Origin of the sequence: Lactobacillus sp. B4007 (genome assembly GCF_026535895.1) — a bacterium.
In the GTDB taxonomy this organism is placed as follows: Bacteria; Bacillota; Bacilli; order Lactobacillales; family Lactobacillaceae; genus Lactobacillus; species Lactobacillus panisapium.
The window spans coordinates 546,005-566,718 of sequence record NZ_JAFNPA010000001.1 but is presented as its reverse complement, the minus strand read 5'-3'; the positions used below and the strand labels follow the sequence as shown (position 1 = coordinate 566,718).

General features: G+C 40.3%; 18 protein-coding genes. 13 read left to right on the top strand and 5 right to left on the bottom strand.

Annotation, left to right across the window (positions count from 1 at the left end):
* Positions 1-7: 7 nt before the first annotated feature.
* On the bottom strand, positions 8-1,099 hold the full coding sequence (locus J3U54_RS02705; RefSeq protein ID WP_374106542.1) for a YdcF family protein: 1,092 nt from the start codon (positions 1,097-1,099) through the stop codon (positions 8-10).
* Positions 1,100-1,349: 250 nt separating this feature from the next.
* Between J3U54_RS02705 and J3U54_RS02700 the strand changes: the two genes are divergently transcribed.
* Entirely contained in the window at positions 1,350-2,027 is a 678-nt protein-coding gene (locus tag J3U54_RS02700; RefSeq protein WP_267384977.1) for a CPBP family intramembrane glutamic endopeptidase, read from the top strand.
* Positions 2,028-2,154: 127 nt separating this feature from the next.
* Here the strand turns inward: J3U54_RS02700 and J3U54_RS02695 are convergent, their stop codons facing one another.
* The 3 genes from J3U54_RS02695 to cbpB form a co-directional block, all read right to left on the bottom strand.
* The gene (locus J3U54_RS02695; protein WP_267384975.1) at positions 2,155-4,026 is read right to left on the bottom strand and encodes a heavy metal translocating P-type ATPase; all 1,872 of its coding nucleotides are present in this window, start codon (positions 4,024-4,026) and stop codon (positions 2,155-2,157) included.
* Between the two features lie 230 nt (positions 4,027-4,256).
* Complete coding sequence (locus J3U54_RS02690; RefSeq protein WP_267384973.1) at positions 4,257-4,838, bottom strand: hypothetical protein; 582 nt, start codon at positions 4,836-4,838, stop codon at positions 4,257-4,259.
* A gap of 298 nt (positions 4,839-5,136) precedes the next feature.
* A complete protein-coding gene (gene cbpB / locus J3U54_RS02685) occupies positions 5,137-5,625 on the bottom strand; it encodes a cyclic-di-AMP-binding protein CbpB (RefSeq protein WP_220220392.1) in 489 nt (162 codons plus the stop codon).
* A 565-nt stretch (positions 5,626-6,190) separates the two neighbouring features.
* Between cbpB and J3U54_RS02680 the strand changes: the two genes are divergently transcribed.
* The 8 genes from J3U54_RS02680 to J3U54_RS02645 all read left to right on the top strand — a co-directional run bounded on the left by J3U54_RS02680 (position 6,191) and on the right by J3U54_RS02645 (position 13,019).
* Positions 6,191-6,508: a hypothetical protein gene (locus J3U54_RS02680; RefSeq protein ID WP_103752601.1), complete on the top strand. Its 318-nt coding sequence runs from the start codon at positions 6,191-6,193 to the stop codon at positions 6,506-6,508.
* Between the two features lie 118 nt (positions 6,509-6,626).
* Entirely contained in the window at positions 6,627-6,779 is a 153-nt protein-coding gene (locus J3U54_RS02675; RefSeq protein WP_103752600.1) for a teichoic acid D-Ala incorporation-associated protein DltX, read from the top strand.
* 12 nt (positions 6,780-6,791) lie between these two features.
* A complete protein-coding gene (gene dltA, locus J3U54_RS02670) occupies positions 6,792-8,306 on the top strand; it encodes a D-alanine--poly(phosphoribitol) ligase subunit DltA (RefSeq protein WP_267384971.1) in 1,515 nt (504 codons plus the stop codon).
* Complete coding sequence (dltB, locus tag J3U54_RS02665; protein WP_267384970.1) at positions 8,306-9,544, top strand: D-alanyl-lipoteichoic acid biosynthesis protein DltB; 1,239 nt, start codon at positions 8,306-8,308, stop codon at positions 9,542-9,544. Before dltA ends, dltB begins: the two co-directional genes overlap by 1 nt.
* Before the next feature lie 37 nt (positions 9,545-9,581).
* Positions 9,582-9,821, top strand: coding sequence for a D-alanine--poly(phosphoribitol) ligase subunit DltC (gene dltC / locus J3U54_RS02660; RefSeq protein WP_103752597.1), 240 nt, complete (start codon positions 9,582-9,584; stop codon positions 9,819-9,821).
* On the top strand, positions 9,814-11,106 hold the full coding sequence (gene dltD / locus J3U54_RS02655) for a D-alanyl-lipoteichoic acid biosynthesis protein DltD (RefSeq protein ID WP_103752596.1): 1,293 nt from the start codon (positions 9,814-9,816) through the stop codon (positions 11,104-11,106). The genes dltC and dltD overlap by 8 nt, the downstream gene beginning before the upstream one ends.
* Positions 11,106-12,062: a serine hydrolase domain-containing protein gene (locus J3U54_RS02650; protein ID WP_267384968.1), complete on the top strand. Its 957-nt coding sequence runs from the start codon at positions 11,106-11,108 to the stop codon at positions 12,060-12,062. Before dltD ends, J3U54_RS02650 begins: the two co-directional genes overlap by 1 nt.
* A 255-nt stretch (positions 12,063-12,317) precedes the next feature.
* Positions 12,318-13,019: a DUF975 family protein gene (locus tag J3U54_RS02645; RefSeq protein WP_267384966.1), complete on the top strand. Its 702-nt coding sequence runs from the start codon at positions 12,318-12,320 to the stop codon at positions 13,017-13,019.
* 72 nt (positions 13,020-13,091) lie between these two features.
* Here the strand turns inward: J3U54_RS02645 and J3U54_RS02640 are convergent, their stop codons facing one another.
* Complete coding sequence (locus J3U54_RS02640) at positions 13,092-13,319, bottom strand: hypothetical protein (protein ID WP_103752593.1); 228 nt, start codon at positions 13,317-13,319, stop codon at positions 13,092-13,094.
* A gap of 156 nt (positions 13,320-13,475) precedes the next feature.
* Here J3U54_RS02640 and J3U54_RS02635 point away from each other — a divergent pair, with 156 nt between their 5' ends.
* The 4 genes from J3U54_RS02635 to J3U54_RS02620 all read left to right on the top strand — a co-directional run bounded on the left by J3U54_RS02635 (position 13,476) and on the right by J3U54_RS02620 (position 20,517).
* Positions 13,476-14,798 carry a PTS sugar transporter subunit IIC gene (locus J3U54_RS02635; RefSeq protein WP_103752592.1) on the top strand — a complete coding sequence of 441 codons (1,323 nt, stop codon included), beginning with the start codon at positions 13,476-13,478 and terminating at the stop codon, positions 14,796-14,798.
* A complete protein-coding gene (locus J3U54_RS02630) occupies positions 14,776-15,666 on the top strand; it encodes an alpha/beta hydrolase (RefSeq protein ID WP_103752591.1) in 891 nt (296 codons plus the stop codon). The genes J3U54_RS02635 and J3U54_RS02630 overlap by 23 nt, the downstream gene beginning before the upstream one ends.
* The gene (locus J3U54_RS02625; RefSeq protein ID WP_267384961.1) at positions 15,663-18,194 is read left to right on the top strand and encodes an ATP-binding cassette domain-containing protein; all 2,532 of its coding nucleotides are present in this window, start codon (positions 15,663-15,665) and stop codon (positions 18,192-18,194) included. Before J3U54_RS02630 ends, J3U54_RS02625 begins: the two co-directional genes overlap by 4 nt.
* A gap of 220 nt (positions 18,195-18,414) precedes the next feature.
* Positions 18,415-20,517 carry an ATP-dependent Clp protease ATP-binding subunit gene (locus J3U54_RS02620; RefSeq protein WP_103752589.1) on the top strand — a complete coding sequence of 701 codons (2,103 nt, stop codon included), beginning with the start codon at positions 18,415-18,417 and terminating at the stop codon, positions 20,515-20,517.
* Positions 20,518-20,714 lie beyond the last annotated feature (197 nt).

Genomic DNA, 20,714 nt, shown 5'->3' with positions numbered 1-20,714 from the left:
TTCGAGATTAATGTGCGAGCCCGGTTAATTGCAAAAGGGCATAAATAATAAAGAAAACAATAATTAACAAAGTAATAATAAGATGACGCTTTTTGTTAAGCACAAGGATAGCTGCGAATTCTCTTACTATGGCGTTGGGAAGAAAGTAAAATCTGGTATAGGCTCCCACACCATTGGCATTAAGCCCAGCTTTTTTAGCGAATAATGCTGCCCGAAAGATGTGATAGTTATTACTGAAAAATTTAGCACGATAATTTTTACTACCGAAGTCATTAAAAGCAGCTGCTGCGGAATACTTCATATTTTGAAAAGTGTTTTTAGATTGGGTCTCTAAAATAATGTAATCGGATTTGATTCCACGGCCAACAGCATATTGGGACATTGCTTCGGCTTCAGAAATTTGTTCGTCGCCACCTTTGCCCCCTGACATAATTAATTTAGGCATTTTGCGCCCTTTAGCAACTTGCTTTTGCGCATACTGGATAGCACGATTGATACGACTTGCTAATAAAGGAGTAACAGTATTACCCTTGGCTAAACCAGCACCGAGAACAATTAGGTAATCCTGATTATATTGTCGCGGAACAATTTGGTAAAGCGTTAAATTAACCAAAAAATTATAAGCCACAAACAATAGATAATCAATGATAGCTATTGGTGTGTATAGCAGTGTTTTTGCCCAGGAAGGAAAGTTATTAAACGGACCAACTAAAGCTACAATCCAGGAGACCAGAATGGCAATACCGATAAATAGGGTTAAGAGATTTGACAGAGTGTGCGTCTCTCGTTTCCAAACAAAATAGGCATTCCATAGAAAGAATAGCCAAGAAAAAGTGACAATAAGGGTAATTGCACCAATGAAAAGAACTAGTAGTATTTCATAGGACAGAATTAGCGGCCTTAAACTAGTAGATAAAATTGCTACGGTTAGCCAGATGCCAAACATTAACAGAAAAACTGTAAAAAGAATCCCGTTTAGCAATCTACGTGGTTCCTTTAGCCAAGAAATTAAGAAAACAAGAAAAGACGCCAACATTATTAGTGACAAATAAATAAATGGCCTATTTTGGCTGAAAAATTGAAAAAGATTGTTCATAATTTCCTCCGTCAGTAAAAAGACTAATTCTATTATAGTAGAAAGAAGAGAAAAGTAATAGCAAATAAAGCCTGCACAGATTAAATGGAATTAGCGTTATAAAAGTGGTTATCTTTGATAAAGCTAATTATTTCCTAGGGAATAATTAGCGCCGACGGGTAATTACCACTTGAAACTTGCACGTGGAGATAATAACGTCCATAATAAATAAATCATCTAACTTATTGGCTGTTACTTTAAAGGAAAAGTCAAAATGAAAAAAACCATTTATTTCCTAGGAAATATAATTGTCATCATTTTAGCCTTTGTCATGTACGGAGTGGTTGAACAATTTTATTTTTTTCCGAATAAAATAATTAAAAATTATCATCTGAATACTGGTATTTATTTAGCATTAACACTCATAGTAACCTTAGTAATCCTTTTTATTTTATTGCAATATTACCGTGGGCAGCTGAATAGAAAAAATGACTGGCAGTTTAACGAAAAACCGCATTGGTCAACTAATAGATTATTGCTCGCTGTAGTAGCTGCATTTGTAATGCTTCTATCAGAAATCGCATTGATACTAATCCTTCATATTGGGGTTAATACTACTTCAACTAATCAGGCTGATCTTAATGCCATTTCAAAACACGCCGGTAGCTTTTTTATCCCGATGATTACGGTTATTGCACCAGTTTTTGAAGAAACTATCTTTCGTGGGCTATTTTTTAATATGTTTTTCTCTGATAATACTAATTTCAATAAATGGGTCGGGATATTGGCCAGCGGTTTTGTTTTTGGCTTTGCACATGATCCTGGCTTAACTAAATTTATTTTGATCTATTGGCTTTTGGGGTGCATTTTGGCCTGGGTTTATATTCAAACAAAGGATTTGCGGTATTCGGTTATTACTCATGTGCTGTTTAACTCGCTAGGCTTTATATAAGTTGCTTTTGATTAGGGTAGATGACTAAAGAATAGCAAGATGGTTTCATGTGTAACAACACCACTTTGTAATAGAAAAAAAGAACCTTGAACACCAAATGGTTTACAAGGTTCTTTTTGTAGGTAAATTATTTTTGTGGTTCTGCGATACCTGTTTGGGCTGGATTTTTCGGGGTAGTTTTGGCTAAAAGAGCCAAGCTGATGGAAATCATATCAACAACTTCTTGTAAAATTGCCCCCCAGAAAGCTGGAATAACTCCGGTAAAGGCGATTAATTCGATGATAACCACGATTGTAATAGCAGTTAAAACATCAACATTTGCCACCTTCATTGTATGCTTAGAAATTGCTACAGCATCATTAATTTTAGATAAATCATTAACCATGATGATTGCATCAGCACTTTCACTAGCGGCAGAAGCCCCCTTAGCACCCATGGCGATACCAACATCAGCAGCAGTCAAACTTGGCGCATCATTGATGCCGTCACCAGTCATGACAACTGGACGCTTTTCTTTTGGCACTTGTTTAATTGCTTCAATTTTTTGTGCGGGTAATAAATTATAACGAATATCGTTCACGCCAACTGTTTTACCAATTTTTTCAGCTACATCCTGGTGGTCACCCGTTAACATCATGATGTGAGCCCCACTTTGCCGCTTTAACCGAGCAATAGTTTGCTGGCTTTCTGGTCGTACCTGATCTTTAAAAGTAATGTAACCAGCGTACTGGTTATCAACTGAAATATAAATTGCCGTTGAGTTAACTGATGAAGCTGCTTTTTCTTCAGTCACAAAGCTCATTTTGCCCACTTTAACTAAGTGATTTTCAACGATCCCACTGATTCCCTGGCTAGTTGTTTCCTTAATATCGGTAGCAGGTTTCAATAATTTTTTATCAGTCACATCAACTAGAGAGTTGGCAATAATATGGCTGGATTGTTGTTCAACACTTGTAGCATAGCTTAATAGTAGTTCTTGGCTAAAAGAAGTTCCTTTGGCAGGCACAATCTCATCGATTACCAATTGGTTTTCAGTCAAAGTACCAGTTTTATCAAAAGCAAAGGTCTTGGCCGTAGCCAATTTTTCAAGTGTTGGACCGGATTTAACAATAATATGATGTTTTGACATTGAACTCATGCCCGAAACAAGAGCCACCGGTGCAGCAATTAAAAGCGGGCAAGGGGAAGCGACTACCATAACTTCAGCGAAATTAATTGGATTACCTGAATGAATCCAGGCAGCAATTCCGATTACTAGGGAAATGATAGTAAAGGGAACAGCGTAGCGATCAGCCATTTTAACAAATTTTGCCGGTTTGGCTTGTGATGATTCAACTAATGAAACAATAGTTTGGTACTCAGAATCGCTCGCCTTCTTTGTGACAACCATTTCCACCGCTACGCTACCGTTAATCGAGCCAGACATTAATTCATCACCAATATTTTTGTGCACTGGCACTGATTCGCCAGTTAATGAGGACTGGTCGAAACTTGATTCTCCACTGACCACTTTTCCGTCTACCGGAACCTGTTCGCCCGGTTTAATCAAAACGTGATCGTTAATGTTTAAATCTTCTACTTTAACTGACACTAATTCGCTGTTAACTATTTTATTAGCGATTGTGGGTGAATTGCTGAGAAGAGATCTTAATTCTTTGTCGGCTTGGCCGGTGGCATAATCTTCCAATGTTTGTCCACCCGTCATCATGACTAGAATCATCCATTCTGCCCAGATATCTCCAATTAAAATAGTTGAAATAACTGCGATAACTGCCAAGATGTCAACGCCGTAACGGCCAGATTTAAAATCACTGACAATTTCACCTAATAATGAAATTGTCATCATGATGCCCACAACATCAATTAATATTGCTTGAATCGGGAACTGCAAGTTACCGATTTGAAACAAGCTTTTGGTGTGAAAGCCAAATTGGCAAATAAGGCCAATTGCACCAATTACCAGTACAAGAATAAACTTCCATTGCCGTCTTAAACTCATTGTCTGTTTCCTCCAGTGACTAAAATAAAATTATTTGCTTCCAATTTTAACACTAAATTACTTATTTTAATTAGAATAAGTCTAAATTAGATCAAAAATTTTAGTCAAGCTAAAAAATGCAAAAAAAGAAAGTTAAATCTAACATACTCTGCTCTGGTGAAAGCTACCGTCCAAATAAATTTGAATGGAAACAGAGCTAACAGTATTAAATGACTTAACTTTCGTTTTCTTCAATAATCTTTTAAATTAATAATATTGCCTGTGTGACCTTTGGGTTCGCTTACATCCGCATCAATATTAATTTGCGTCTTTTCCGATACCGGTGTTTTAGTATCACTATCTTTTTTAGCGGTATGATCAACTTGAAATGTCTTAGCACGGCTTATTGAATCAATGACATCTGACGAAGACAAAGTAATAAAGTTGTCGTTGTCGCCGTGATCAGATGATTCCGCAAAATAATGATTAATTTTTTTAATTCCTTCATCTGAAAAATGTTCTTCACGAGCTAAATCTAGTAGCAACTTTTGCAACCGACTCGCCGAAACTAATTCATGTTGTATAATTTCAAAAATCCATGAAAAGTTTGTATCCATCGACCTGAAATGCTTAACGACTTTATCTTTATAAAAAGCATCAGTAATTACTCTAGCTTCATTTAAATCATCTGAATCATGGGCAATCTTTTTTAATTGAGCAACTAAATCTTGCCGCTGCTTTAAAGTTAATTCCTGTCCCCCAGGATATGTCCAATCCTTAATAATCGCTTGGACTAAAAATTCTAATTGCTCAGAAATTGTTTTATTTGTCATCTTAGTATCTTCCATTCTGACTAATAAAAAGGAAAAAATCCTGCTTTCTTTTTTGTTCCAATCAAATTTATTTAATTATTAAACGCTAAGCGCCAACTTTTTGCTGCAACTAATTATGTTTTAGTATATATTTAAAAATGCATATCAAGAGATATGACGATAAACAGTATACTAATATGCATAAAATATAGACAAGCGGTAGTAATACTATATCCCCATTAAGGTCATTATAGTACATATTTCAGCTAATCGTTAAAAAATGCTCTTAAAAAAAGTGGTAAAAAAGTAATAACGGATGTTATTTTTTATTTATTGTTATTTTTTTTGGCAGAACTTCGTACTTTTGCTCAAAATTATGAGCCACGTAGTTAAATGCTTTGATCCACTCACGTCTTGTTAGTAACCCTTGGAAGACACCATAATCATCGATTACTGGTAAAAACGCGTTATCAACTAGTAAATGCAGCTGAGTTTCCAAAGTCGTCTGCGCAAAGTTGATTTTATCAAACTCGGTTTGCATAACGTCGCGCACTTTTAGTTGATTTAATGGCTCAAGTGTAATGCTATCAGTTGTCATCATTTTATCAGTAATCATGGCTAGACTAAGTAGACCAACGACACGACTTTTGCGGTCAAGTACAGGAATTTTCGAATATTTGACTTTCGTCAAAATTAAAAAGGCATGGTAAAGGGGATTATCATCTTCAACAAATGCTATTCTTGTAGCCGGAATGATAAATGAACCAGATTTTTCTTCTAATAAGTGTTGAATGGAGGGGGAAAACATCTAATAGACCTTTCATTTGTAAGTGTATACATCAATATGCTTATCCTATAACAAAGGAAAAAGGCTCGCAACATTTGCGAGCCTTGTTAGTTTTCATCTACTTTGAAGGAGTAAGAATGAATGAAATAAAAAGTGGGAGTATGTAGCAAGCTTTTTCGCTTACTACAGTTAGTAATAATAAACGTTAATTCTGAAGTAAAGTTAGAAAATCCCTTATAAAAGTGTAAAGAATTCCTTTAGAAGTTTTAAAGGCATAGAAAAACCCACGTAATACACGTGAGTCGAAAGGGATAGATATGAAAATGACCCTTAAAGTCATTTCGGTTTTTTCATTATTTATACTTGGAGGAGTATGAATGAAAAACAAAAAGTTGAGTGTGACATGATATAAGACTGTCTCATATCATGTCACAACCTTAGTATACAAAGTAAATGTGAAAAAAGTATGACGAAAGCTAAAATAAAGTAAATTTTTGAATAATGAAAAAATTGTCTGTTAAAGACTACATTGATATAATTAGAGATATTGTTTTTATATCAAGGTTTTTTGAATGTAAGGAGAAAAATGGAACAAGAAAAATTTCGGAAAAAAATAACTTTTTGGCTTCGTTTTTCTGGGTGGTTTTGTTTATTGCCAGCATCAATGTGGCTATTTGTTTATCGAATGGTAGGCGCAAAAGATTTAGCAATCATCTGTTTATTGGAAATAGCTACTATAGTTATCTTTGCTGTTTTTGTTTTAACAACCGCTGAAAGTGAAATGTGGCATAAGCCGGAAAAAATTTTAATACTGATGGTATTTTCGTTTCTTTTTATGCCATTTATTATTTTGATACCGCTTTATTTCGCTTATAGTGCCAGCCGTAAGCTGGAGAAACTTTGAAATTGTTAATAAAATATTTAAATTTGGTAAAAGAATAGCAAAAAATCTTTGGTTAATCAGGAACAGTAGTACTATGTTCGATAGTATATTTGTTGATATTGAAAGAGATATGAAGAATATGGTTAAAAAAGATCAAACTCCTTCACGTGCTAAACGTGTTGGCAAGTTTATGCTCACGACAATTATTTATTGCGCTATTTTAATAGCATTAATCTATTTGTATCAATATAGCGGCCTAACCTCGGTTCACTTTATTTACAATGAATTTTAAGGTGGTACAACAATGATTAAAAATATTATCAAGAAAATTGATCAGATTGCGCTGGCTGAGCCAGACCGGATTGCCTATGACTTTCTGGGCCAAACTAACACTTACGGCGACTTGAAAAAGCGTTCCGATGCTTGGGCTAGCTACATTATGGGCCTTAATCTCAGTCCGGGCAGCCCGATTATGATTTGGGGCGGGCAGACTTTTGACATGATTGCCAGCTTTCTCGGCTGTGTTAAAGCTGGTCACGCTTATATCCCGATTGCCAGCTATTCGAATGCCGAAAGAATTGTGCTGATTCAAGAAGTAGCTGCAGCCGAAGCAATCATTGCGATTGAAGAGCTGCCGGCAATTGCTTTACCTGACTTGCAGATTATCCGCCCTGAAGAGGTGGGCACTGCGACTAGTGCAGTTGATCCGGCCAATTTTGTACAGGGCGATGATAATTTCTACATTATCTTTACTTCGGGCACCAGCGGCAAGCCCAAGGGCGTGCAGATCAGTCACAACAACCTCTTGAGTTTTGTCAACTGGGAGATGAGCGACTTTGCTTTGCCAGCACACCCTAGTTTTCTGGCCCAAGCGCCGTATTCGTTTGACCTGTCGGTCATGAGCTTGTACCCGGCTTTAGTGGGAGCAGGCAAGCTGGTCGTTCTGCCACACGAAGTGACGGAAAACTTTGCGCAGCTTTTCCAAACGCTGCCGCAATTGCAGTTTAACGTTTGGGTGTCGACGCCGTCATTTGCCCAGATGTGCTTTTTGGACAAGACCTTTAAGGGCGAGCATCATCCTGACCTGACGCACTTTCTCTTTTGCGGCGAAGAATTGCCGCATAACGAGGCGGAGCTGCTCCAAAAGAAGTTCCCGCAGGCCAAGATTTTCAACACCTATGGCCCCACCGAAACCACGGTGGCGGTGACGCAGGTGGAAATTACGCCGGAAGTCTTAGCTAACTATGACCGTCTGCCAATCGGGCGGGTAAAAGAAGATACCCAAATCACGATTGACAAAACTAAGGGCGATCAGCCGGGGCAAGGCGAGATTATCATTACCGGGCCCAGCACTTCCAAGGGCTACCTCAATAACCCGGAAAAAACGGCGAAGGCTTTCTTCCAAGCGCCGTCCGAGCAGTACCCGAGCCATCGCTCCGGCGATGAAGGGTTCTTTGCTGGCGACTTGCTCTTTTACCGGGGCCGGATTGATTTCCAAATCAAATTCAACGGCTACCGGATCGAATTAGAAGAAATCAACTATTATTTAGGTAAAAATAAGTTTGTTGCCCACGGCGTGGCTGCGCCTAAATATGGCAGCGACCACACGGTCAAGCAAATTGTGGCGGAAATCGAACTAAAAGACGGCGTCAAAAAGCGCTATAGCGAAGACGAAATTACGCAGCTGATTCGGGCTGATCTGGCCCAGAACCTGATGCCGTACATGATTCCGCAGCGATTTGTCTACCGGGACCAATTACCGATTTCGCAAAACGGCAAGGTTGACATCAAGGCCGTTATTAAGGAGGTTAACGAGTAGTGCATTTTAATTTGATTAATCTGCAGCCTTATGGGAATCCACACTACTTTGTTTTCCTAATGATTGGCTTAATACCAATTATTTTGGGTCTGTATTATGGCCACCGCTTTAAGTTATATGAAATAGCTTTTTCGCTGGTCTTTCTCTTCCTAATTTTTGACGGGGATAAGTGGCAGCAGGGCGTCAGCCTACTAATATACTTATTGCTTGAGCTGCTGCTGACTTATTGTTACCTGTATTATCGTAAAAACCGGGCCAACAAAACGTGGGTCTTTTACCTAGCAGTTTTCCTAGCGATTGTGCCCCTGATTTTGGTAAAAGTCCAAACGGCCTTTCCCCAGGCTAAAATACCGGGAGTCTTGGCCTTTCTGGGGATTTCGTACATCACTTTCAAAACCGTGCAGGTCATCATGGAAGTCCGCGATGGGGCGATTAAGGAAATTGATTTGGTCACTTACTTGCGCTTTTTGCTGTTTTTCCCGACGATTTCTTCGGGGCCCATCGACCGTTACCGGCGCTTTGCCAAAGAATGCGACGCTGCCCCTAAACGGACAGCTTATCTGACGGATTTAGGCTTAGCCACGCGTTACTTGTTCCAAGGTTTTTTGTATAAATTTATCTTGGGCTGGTTCTTTGGCACTTACTGGCTGCCTAAAATTGAGCGGGCAGCTTTAATTGCCGGTACCGCTAACGGCGGCCTGAAATTATCGTGGTGGCTGCTGGCTTACATGTACTGTTACAGCATGTACCTGTTCTTTGATTTTGCGGGCTATTCATTGTTTGCCGTGGCAATTTCCTACTTCATGGGCATTCACACGCCAATGAACTTTAACAAGCCGTTTATTTCGCAGAATATCAAGGAATTCTGGAACCGGTGGCACATGACGCTGTCGTTTTGGTTTAGGGATTACATCTACATGCGGTTTACCTTCTTCGCAATGAAGAAAAAGCTGTTTAAAAACCCGGTGCGCCTGTCGCAGGCAGCCTACCTGCTCTTGTTTTTAGTGATGGGCTTTTGGCACGGGCTAAGCTGGTATTACATTGTTTACGGCTTGTTCCATGCCTGCGCCATCATTGTTAATGACTGCTGGCTCAGGTTTAAAAAGAAGCATCAGGACAAGCTGCCGGCTAACAAGTACACCAAGTGGCTGGCAATTTTCGTCACCTTTAACGTCGTTTGTTTCAGTTTCCTGATTTTTTCAGGTTTTCTCAGCCAGCTCTGGTTTGGCTGGAAGTAGCTTAAACAGGCAATAGAATTATTTAAGAGGTTTAATCATGGATATTAAAGAAGAAGTTTTAGCAATTTTACAAGATTTAACCGGAGAAGACTTAGCCGGTAAGATGGATGAAGATATTTTTGCCAACGGGCTAATGGACTCCATGGCCAGCGTGCAGATGTTATTGAACCTGCAGGAAAAATTTGCGATCGATGTGCCGGTTTCCGAATTTGACCGGAACGAATGGAATACGCCCAGCAAGATTGTGGCAAAGGTGGAAAGTTTAAAAAATGAGTAACAAACGCCGGCTGTGGCAAATTTTTGGCCCAGTTCTTTGCGCTTTTATCTTATTGCTGGTAATTTTTTTGTTGCCTTGGGAGCGGACCTTTTCGCAGGACGCTATTTATCAGGCGGCCAATTCGCAGACGACCACGGTTTTTAAGGGTTCCTTGATGAAGCAGGATGCCTTTAAGGACGACTACGTGCCCTTTTACGGCTCTAGCGAGTTGTCCCGGCTTGATCCGCTGCACCCTAGCGTGTTGGCCCAAAAATATCACCGCAATTACCGGCCGTTTTTACTAGGCGGGCCGGGCAGCCAGTCGCTAGCCCAATTTTTGGGCATGCAGGGAACGGCCAAGCAGCTAAAAAATAAAAAAGCCGTCGTGATTGTGTCACCGCAATGGTTTACGAAAATGGGGCAAAACCCGGATGCGTTTGCGCTGTATTATTCACCGCTGCAGGCCTGCAACTTCTTGTTAGACCTCAAGAAAAGCAACCGCGCCAGCCGCTACGCTGCCCAGCGCTTCTTGGCAATGCCGGAAGTCAAGGGCATGGTCAAAGCCGGCATGAAAAAAGCAGCCAGCGGCCAGCCCTTGTCAAGCGTGCAGCGTTTCTACCTCGAAAATCAGCGGCGCATGCTTAATAATGAAGACAAGTTTTTCAGTACCTTCCAATTGCGCGACCGCCTGCCCAAAATAAATGGTCAGGCCAAGCTGCTGCCAGCAACTGACTCGGCCAAGGCACTGGACCGAGTTGCCAGCCAGCAAGCGGCAATTCATACTAATTCCAATGAGTTTGGGATTAACAACCGTTTCTTTAAGATGCGGCTGAATAAGCGTAACCTGGCTAAATTAAAGGACAGTCAGAAAAACTTTGATTATACCAGGTCGGTCGAATACAGCGATTTTGAGCTGATGTTGCACCAGTTTGCCAAGCAGCACACCAATGTCTTGTTCATCATTCCGCCAATTAACCAAAAGTGGGCGGACTATACCGGCTTATCGCAGACGATGTACCAGCAGGCAGTCGCTAAAATTAAGTACCAGCTGCGCAGCCAAGGCTTTGACCAGGTTACCGACTTGTCAAAGCGGGGCGGCGAGCAGTACTTCATGGAAGATACGATTCACTTGGGCTGGCGCGGCTGGGTGGCAGTCGACCAGGCGGTTAAGCCGTTCATGGCGCAGCCCGATAACCGCTACAACTACAACATCCATAACTACTTCTATACCAAGAAGTGGCAAAAAGCCCGCTATGAGGTCGCAGCTAAGCAAAAGCCGCAAAACAATCGTTTAAAAGTAAAATAGTGCGCCAGCGAATTGATGCCTTAGGGATCAAGGGTTCAGTTTTAGTTATTAGCAAAGGCAAAGTTTTGCTTGATTATGCTAGCAATAATACTACTGACACTAGTTATTTAATTAATTCCGTCCAAAAGTCAATGACCGCCGCCATGGTCATGAAGCTAGTGCAGGAGGGCAAGCTGAGCTTGCATGAGCGCTTAGCGCGGTTCTATCCGGCAATACCGGGTGCGAAAAAGATTACGATTGAAAATTTATTGGCAATGACGGCCGGGCTGCAGTTAAAGCCAGGTGCTCGGTTAGGCCGGCGGCACTTTGTCTCTGACCAGGATAATCTAGCCTGCGATGTGAAAAAGACGGTGTTTAAGCCGAAGATGTTGGGCAAATGGTATTACAGCTCGCTTAATTATGTATACTTGTGCGGAATAATGACGCAGGTAACCGGTCAAAGCTATGAGCAGCTTTTCCGGGCAACATACGTTGAGCCGCTGCAGTTAAAACAGACGGAGTTTTTATGGTCCAAGCCGGGTAAGATTATTGCCAGCCGCTTGGTACCGGGCATGATTTACCGCGGCGGGCGCTATGATGTGGTCAAGCACAAAAAGGCGCTGCAAGCCGCGCATGATGAATTGGGTGCCGGGTCAGTCGTGATGTCAAATCATGATTTAGCCAAGGTAATGAATTATATTCTGGCCGGCAGCCTGCTCAGTAAAAAGAGCCGGCGAGAACTCTACCGGGCGCGTCCACCATATTATTATAATGGTGGTTTTTATAACGACGCCAGTTTAGGGCTAAAGACGGCTAATGGGGCAGGAGAAGGCTACTACACCTTCATGCGCAGCACGAAGACGGCGAAGACCATGATTATTATTCAGGCCAATAAGACGCGGAAGGGCGAATTTGTGGTTTTGAAAGATCGAATTGATAAAATTATGTTGCAGTTATTGAAGAAACACGGTAAGTAGTGAAAATATAATTGGTTGTACCTTGTTTTTTAGTAAATTGCATGCTAAAATTTTGTTGTGCCGCCATAGGGAAAGAACTCATTTTCTCCGGTAGCGAAAATGTAAATTTCTATATGTGGTCAGTAATGGTGGCACAAACACTGTGTGAGCTTAGTTCCGATTGTTGGTGGGACTAGGCTTTTTGTATTTTCTTTGCATTTATGTACTTTAAAATAGTAGTATGTATTTAAATAGGAGTATATAAAGGAGATCAATATGACAAGAGCTGAATTAAAAGCTGAAGCTAAAAGTCAGCTGCATGGTAATTGGGTCTGGGCGGCTTGCGTTAGCCTAGTGCTTGTAATAATAAATGCTATTTTATTTGGGCCAAGTATTAATGCTACACTTAAAACAGTGAATGATATGAATGAGGTAATGGGAAGTAGCCACCCAGAATCAGTGTTTAATCCGGGAATTTGGGCTGGAAGACTACTTGGCAATAGCGGAACTGGATTTCTTAGCGGTTTCTTTATGCTGAGTATGGTTATTACCTTTTTAGCTTTTACTGAAGGTCGCAAGTTTAATTTTTGGCGCTCTATTTTTTCGGTTTTTACCGATAATCGGTTTATTCCGGAACTAATTAATTATCTTTTAAGCAATATTTTTCAATTTTTGTGGTCATTACTGTTAGTCATTCCCGGCCTCATTAAGTCTTATTCTTATGCAATGACGCCTTATATTGTTAGTGATCTGGTTGATAGTGGTCATGAAGTTCATGCAACTACCGGTATTACAGAAAGTAGGCGGCTGATGAACGGACACAAGTGGGAATTATTTGTACTTGATCTCAGTTTCATTGGCTGGGCAATTCTTGCATCGCTTACTCTAGGAATCGGCTTTATTTGGCTTATTCCATATGAGCAAACGACCAAGGCAAACTTCTACCGTAATCTGGCCGGTGATCAATTTAGACAATAATTTAATAAATAAACAAAATAAAGGACAGGTTCATTAATCAGCCTGTCCTTTTTAGTTTGTTTAAATGCTTAGCTAAAATTTGTTTAAATCATCAATATTAAACAATTTTCCGGTATATTCGGAGCTTATGTCATCAGTATCTTTTAGCGCTTCTTTAATTTGGTTGGAATTTAAATGATCAATAAGATAAGCCTTTAAAGCAGTATTGGTTAGGTCATCTAAATCAGTTCTAGTTAGTTGGAGATACTTTTCTGCCAGTTTTTCTACTTTTTCATTCAGTTCAATTTTTTTCCTGCTCATTTTCCCACCTTCCAATAACCGCTTCTATTATAACATTTTCACGTATCAGGGCGGCCAGAAAGGAATAAATTTATATTTCAAATAAAAAAATTGCTGGTAGTGAATAATTGGAGTAGTATTTTATTCCAAATACTGTATAAAGTAAGGGCTTGAACAATGTTAAATATACTTACAAAGTCTGTTTTGCGAATTAGGCAATGGACTTTTTTGCGAGCAGCGCAAAGAACCTTAGTGATGCTAATGCCAATTGCTGTTATTGGTGCTTTTTTCAATCTGTTAAATGATTTGGTCTTTTCTCCAGATGGCCTGATTTATAACATTTTTAGTCTTGATAAAATCATGTCTGATCATATTTGGTATGCGGGTTCATTTGTTTGTCGCGGCATGATTGAAATAACGTTTGGGGTATTTGGCGTTTATGCCAGCTATTTTATGGCGCGTTATACCGCTAGAATCTACCATAAAGATTCAACAATGTCAGGAATGACTTCCGTTTTAATTATGCTCTTTTGTTCATATGCCTCTAACAGTGGCCACGGCAATCAAGTATCATTCACAATCAGCCTGTTGCAAATTAATGCCGTATTTAGTGCGTTAATTGTTGGTTTTTGTGTTGGACAGGTGTTTCATTTACTAGGAAAAAATTATGTGCCAGTAGAAAATGAAAGCACAAAGTGGATTCAGCATCGTGCTTGGGACGCAGTGTTGCCCTTTTTTGTTTCACTCGCTTTGGGAGTGGTGCTCGGGATTATTATTTATGAATTACAAATCAAATTACTCAATTCTGCTAGTTTTAACGAATTGGTCAGCCGGCTGCAAACCACGAACAACCTGTTAGAAGTCTTATTCTTATCATTAATAGTAACTTTTCTAAACTGGTTGGGGATCGGCTACCCCTTACATGCTTTTGCTGGCACGGTAAATAATGCTTACACCGCTGAAAATCTGACATATGCGTTTCAGCACGGTAGTTCGTGGAATGTGCCCTACAAGTACTTAGGTAGCTCGTTAATTAAGGCTTACGGTACGATGGGCGGTGCGAGTGTCATTTTAGCGGTGATTGTTTTACTGCTACTGCGGCACGGAAACAAGGAAATCGGCGCAATTGCACGGCTGAATTTAATCCCAGCAGCTTTTGGGTCAAGTTTAGGCTTTGCGGCTGGCCTGCCAATTATTCTTAATCCTGTTTTTATTTTACCAAGTATTTTAATTCCATTAATTAACATGACTTTAGCCGCAGGTGCAATCACATTGCGGATTATTCCTGTGTGTGTATATCCTATTTTAAAGGGAACTCCGGGACTATTAATTTCATTTTTTGGCACTAACGGCAACTGGACGGCTCTTTTGTTTGTGATGGTGCTTTTCGCCCTAGACTTATGCTTAATGTGGCCGTTTATCAGGATAAATGAAAGAGTAGAATTAAAACTAAAGTTGAGTAAAGGGGGCAGCAGCAATGCGTTTGCACAAAAATCCTAATTTAAAATGGTTGATTTTGTTAATTACACTCATGGTTGTCCTCGCCATCCCCAGTTATTTTTGGATGAAAAGGGATAATAAAGCCCGAGCCGAACGCAGTCGCTCACTGCTTTCACCGGTAATCATGGTGCCGGGATCGAGTGCAACGACCGAGCGCTTTAATGATTTGATTGACCAACTGAATAAAACAACCATGAATCAGCATAGTGTGCTCAAAGTTACTGTTTCACGTGAAGCAAAACTGTCATACAGTGGTTCAATTGGGAAAAATGATTTAGAACCGATCATCATTATTGGTTTTGCTAATAATAAGGATGGTTATGCCAATATCAAGAAACAAGCCTATTGGTTGGATATTGCGTTTGACTCATTAATGCAAAATTACAAGTTTAATAATTTTAAGGCCTTTGGTCATTCAAACGGTGGGCTGATTTGGACATATTGGCTGGAGCATTATTATGCACAGTATGCAAGTGACACAAAAATGAAGCGGCTAATGACATTGGGGACGCCGTATAATTTTACTGAGAGCAATATCAAGAATCGCACACAAATGTTAGCTGATTTTATTAAAAAGCGTTCCGCTTTGCCTAAAAACCTTAAGGTTTATTCATTATCTGGTGGTAAAAGCTACGAATCAGACGGCATTGTACCAGAAACAAGCGTTGCTGCGGGTAAGTTTATTTTTCAAAATCAGGTAAAGTCTTATACAGCGATGACCGTAACCGGCGAGAAAGCCGACCACTCGGATTTACCGCAAAATAAGCAGGTTATCCAGGCAATTCGGGAATACTTACTGAGAAAACCAGATCGACCAGTTAAGCCGGGAAAACAGCTGAAACCAAGAAGAAAGGATCGTAATACATGAAATATCAAGAACAGCCGACTAAAATCGAAGTTATTGGTGGCAGGGTCAACAATTTAAAAAATATCAATGTGGCCATTCCATTGCACCGATTTGTGGCAATATCAGGTTTAAGTGGTTCGGGTAAATCTAGTTTAGCAATGGGTATTCTGTATTCTGAAGGTGCCCGGCGCTACCTTGATTCGCTGGCGGCTTACACTAAAAGGCGAATAAGTCAGGTCGGGCGGGCACAAGTCGATGAGGTAAAGCACATCCCTTCGGCATTAGCCTTGCGCCAGCGGCCGAGTATTCCGGGCGTCCGGTCAACCGTTGGCACGGTAACAGAAGTTTTCAATGTTTTACGGCTAATTTTTTCCCGGTTAGGTTCGCCAGTTTGTCCCAATGGCCACCGGATGGCGCCAACAATCAAGATTGCTGAAGCGATGGATTTAACCGGTGAGGCAATGGGGCGCCTCACTTGCCCAACTTGTGGCGAACAATTCTATGCTTTTAGTGCAGAAGATTTTGCCTTTAATTCCGATGGCGCATGTAAAAAATGCCAAGGTTTAGGAACAGTAGAACAAATTGATGATAGTAAGATTATTGCTAACGAAGAACTGACTCTAGAAAATGGTGCCGTGGCGACCTGGCAGATTCCGGGTCGCAATTGGATGTGGCGAATCGCCCGTGAACTTGGTGTCCGGACAGACGTACCGTACAAGGACTTGACTAAAGCAGAAAAGGAAATTGTTTTACACGGCAAGGAACGTAAGGTGCCGGTGGATTTGCCTACTTCAACGGGCCGAGTTTATCATCTCGATGCCTTATATGAAAATGCCTATAATGCTGTGGCTAATTCACGCAAAACTACGAAATCAGAGCGTGGACTGGAACGGATTAATTCTTTTTACCGTTTTAAAACCTGTCCGCGCTGTCATGGGCACCGGATTGACCCAAGTCGCTGGAGTCAATTGGTAGCTGGAAAAAATATTGTTGAAGCAGAACAACTTACGCTTGGTGAACTTGACGATTATATGAAAGAAATCGCAGCCTGGCTGCCAGATGATATGCAAGCTTTAGCGCAAAATCTGACGGGTGAATTGCTGCATCAGGTTAAGCCCCTACTAAAATTAGGGTTAGATTACTTGAGCTTAGCTCGTCAGGCTAATAGTCTTTCAACTGGTGAATTGCAGCGAATTCAATTGGGGCGCACCTTGCGGACAGAAACTACAGGAGTACTTTATGTGCTGGATGAACCATCTGTGGGACTGCACCCAGATAATGTTGCTGGGTTAATTGAGGTTTTTCACGAACTGGTCAATCAAGGCAATTCATTAGTCGTCGTTGATCATGAAACTTCAATTATAAGTGCTGCTGACTGGATTATTGAAATTGGTCCGGGATCAGGTTCGCAGGGCGGTCAAATAATTGCTGAAGGTTCGCCAAAAGAAATTGCGCAGAAGCCAGAATCTCTAATTGGTCCGTATTTAAAAGGAACAGCTCCGCTCTATGTGCGGCCGCAGGTGGATGCAAAGAAGATTTTTAGTGAAGGCACAATTAAGTTTACTGTCAAAGGCCGCTTTAATTTACAAAATGTTCACACGCAAATTCCGGTTGGGCGGTTGACTGCAGTTACGGGTTTTTCTGGAGCAGGCAAAACAACGTTAATTCTTGATTCGCTCATTCCCGCATTAAAGGCGCAAGAAAAACAGGTAGATGGTCCAAGCTGGGTAAAAGATTTGACTAGCGGCGGAATCAAAAACGTTATTAGCGTTGATTCCTCGCCGGTTGGCAAAAATCAGCGTTCTACGGTTGCTACTTATACTGATATTATGGATAATTTGCGCAAATTATTTGCCCGCCAGCCGTTAGCTCAAAAGCTAAAGTATAAGGCAGGGCATTTTTCCTACAATAATAAAGAAGGTGCGTGTCCGGCATGTGGTGGTACCGGAGCGATTTCACTTGATATTCAGTATTTGCCCGATATGGTTGAGACTTGTTCGGTTTGTGGCGGTCACCGGTTTAACCAAGACGTCTTGCGTGTAAAATGGCATGGACTGAGTATTGCAGACGTGCTTGATTATTCGGTTGACGATGCTTTGAAAGAACAGTTATTCAGGGATGAGCCTAAGATTGAAAAAACAATTACTACTTTGCATGATATGGGGCTAGGATACCTGCATTTAGGTGAATCAACACCTGCGTTGTCAGGCGGAGAAGCACAGCGGCTAAAATTGACTAGTCATCTCCACCGGCGGCAAAAAGGCAGTCTCTTTGTCTTTGATGAGCCAACAGTTGGTCTTCATCCACACGATGTTAGAACCTTGCTAGCTGTTTTTCAAAAATTACTGAAGCAGAAGGCAACGATTATCACGATTACTCATGATCTGGATATTATGGCTAATAGTGATTATATGATTGACATGGGTCCACGCGGTGGATTGCAGGGAGGAAAAATTGTTGCATGTGGGCAGCCTGTGGATATATCGCACAAAAAGGATAGTTTAACCGCCAAATATTTGGCTGAACACATGAATTTATATCAAAAATAGCATAATTATTAAACCTTGATAACAACAATAAAGTTGATTTATCAAGGTTTTTTAGTTAAAAAAGGAATAATTCACAAGTTAAGCAAAAAAATGTGGAAAAGTAAGCAAAAAGGGTTGCATTCTGTGGATAACCTGCTACAATATTATATGTAAGCAGTTAGCAGTCGACAACGTCGAGTGCTAATTACAAAATTTAAACCTATTAAAGGGGTGTATATGTATGGCATATTTTGATAACGAATTTGACAATCTATTTAGCGAATTAAATAATTCTTTCTTTAACAATGATGATAATGGCTCGATTCCAGTTCACTATTCGAGCATGAATATTTCTCCACAAGGCATGAACCAGAACGGTCAAATGCCTGGTCAACCAAAAAAGGAAAAACCAATTGGCGTTGACTTAGTTGAGCAAGCTAAAAACAATAAATACGATCCTGTAATTGGTCGTGATGAACAAATCCAAGAAGTAATTGAAATTTTAAGCAGACGTAAAAAGAATAATCCGGTTTTAGTCGGACCTGCAGGTGTTGGTAAAACCGCGATTGTTGAGGGCTTAGCACAAAAGATTGCTTCAGGTGATGTTCCTGACAAGATGAAAGATAAGCATATTATTGCAATTAACATTAATGATATGGTTGCGGGTTCTAGCCTTCGTGGTAGTTTCGAAGAGCGCCTGAAGAAGGTAATTGACGAAGCTAAAAAGAATCCAAACATCATCTTATTCATTGATGAAATTCATAACATTGTTGGTGCAGGTTCAACTGATTCTGAAAATAATAGTGGCGATGCTGCTAACATTTTGAAACCAGCTCTGGCTAGTGGTGACTTGAACTTAATCGGTGCAACGACAACAGGAGAATACCGTCGAATTGAAAATGATGCTGCTTTGGCACGTCGTTTCCAACCAGTACAAGTTCCAGAGCCATCCGCTGATGTAACGGTTAAAATTTTAGAGGGTCTAAAGAAAAAGTATGAAGACTATCACCACGTTAAATACAGTGACAGTGCTTTACGCTTAGCCGTTGAATTATCACAACGCTACATTCAGGGCCGCTATTTGCCAGATAAGGCAATTGACTTAATGGACGAAGCTGGTGCTAAGAAGGGTCTTGACACTATTCCTAGTGATGAAGCATCAATTAAAAAGAGAATTGCTAGTCTTGAAAAGGAAAAAGAAGAGGCCGCTAAAAATGAGGACTACAATAAAGCTAGTGATTTGAAGAAGAAGATTGAGGAGTTACGTGAAAAAGCCGATCACGTTGATGATGCTGCAACTCCACGCGTAACCGACCAAGACATCTATGCTTTAATTGAAGCAAAAACTAAGATTCCAATGAGCGAACTTCATGCCAGTGAGGGACAAAAGAACCTTGATTTAGCTGCTAAATTAAAGAAGGCCGTTATTGATCAGGATAATGCAATTGACGTGATTACTGATGCAATTGCCCGTAAGCAAGTATTCAAGGATAACAATCGTCCAACTGGGTCATTCCTACTGACTGGTCCAACTGGTGTTGGTAAAACTGAGCTGGCTAAACAATTGGCAATTCAATTGTTCGGCGGTGAAAATCACCTAATTAGACTTGATATGTCCGAATACCAAGACCAAATGGCAGTTAATAAACTAATTGGTTCAGCACCTGGCTATGTTGGCTACGGTGAAGGTGGACAATTAACCGAAAAAGTACGGCATCAACCATATAGCTTAATTTTGTTTGACGAAATTGAAAAAGCTAATCCACAAGTCTTTAACGCATTATTACAAATTATGGATGATGGTCGCTTAACCGATGCCCAAGGTAGAACTGTTTCATTTAAAGATACAATATTGATCATGACTTCAAATGCTGGGTATTCTGATAACTTACTCAAGGATGGCAAGGTCGACCATGATAAAATGATCAAAGCCTTAGAAGCTTACTTCAGACCAGAGTTTTTGAACCGGCTTGATGCAATCGTACCGTTCAATTCACTGACCGAAGAAGATATGACTAAGATCATCGATATTTACTTAAAGAAGATGTCACATGTCTTAGCTAAGAGGGATGTGAAAGTAGAAATTTCCCCTGAAGCAAAAGCTTACTTGGCAGAAAAAGGTTACGATAAGAAATTTGGTGCACGGCCACTACGTCGGGTAGTTGAGCAAGATCTGGAAACTCCAATTGCAAAATTGCTAATGAAGGAGCCTGACACCAAAGAAGTTAAGTTTACTGCAGATGACCAGCATGTTTACTTAAATGGTGATGCAGTTTTAACTATCACACCAAAAGCTGATAAGACCGATAAAACTAAATCTGAAACTAAAGAAAATAAGGACTAATTGCTAAACAATAATTGAGGACTAGTTTCCGCTACTTCGCGGGAGCTAGTCTTTTTTTGTCTAAATTTTTTCCTGCCCAATGGTTATTTGCCTTTTATCCTAATATAACTACTGATTGAGCTACTTGTTTCACGTGTGACACTCAAGCAGAGTTAACTATTTTTTTGCCAAAAAGATATTTTGGTAATTTGTGCAAT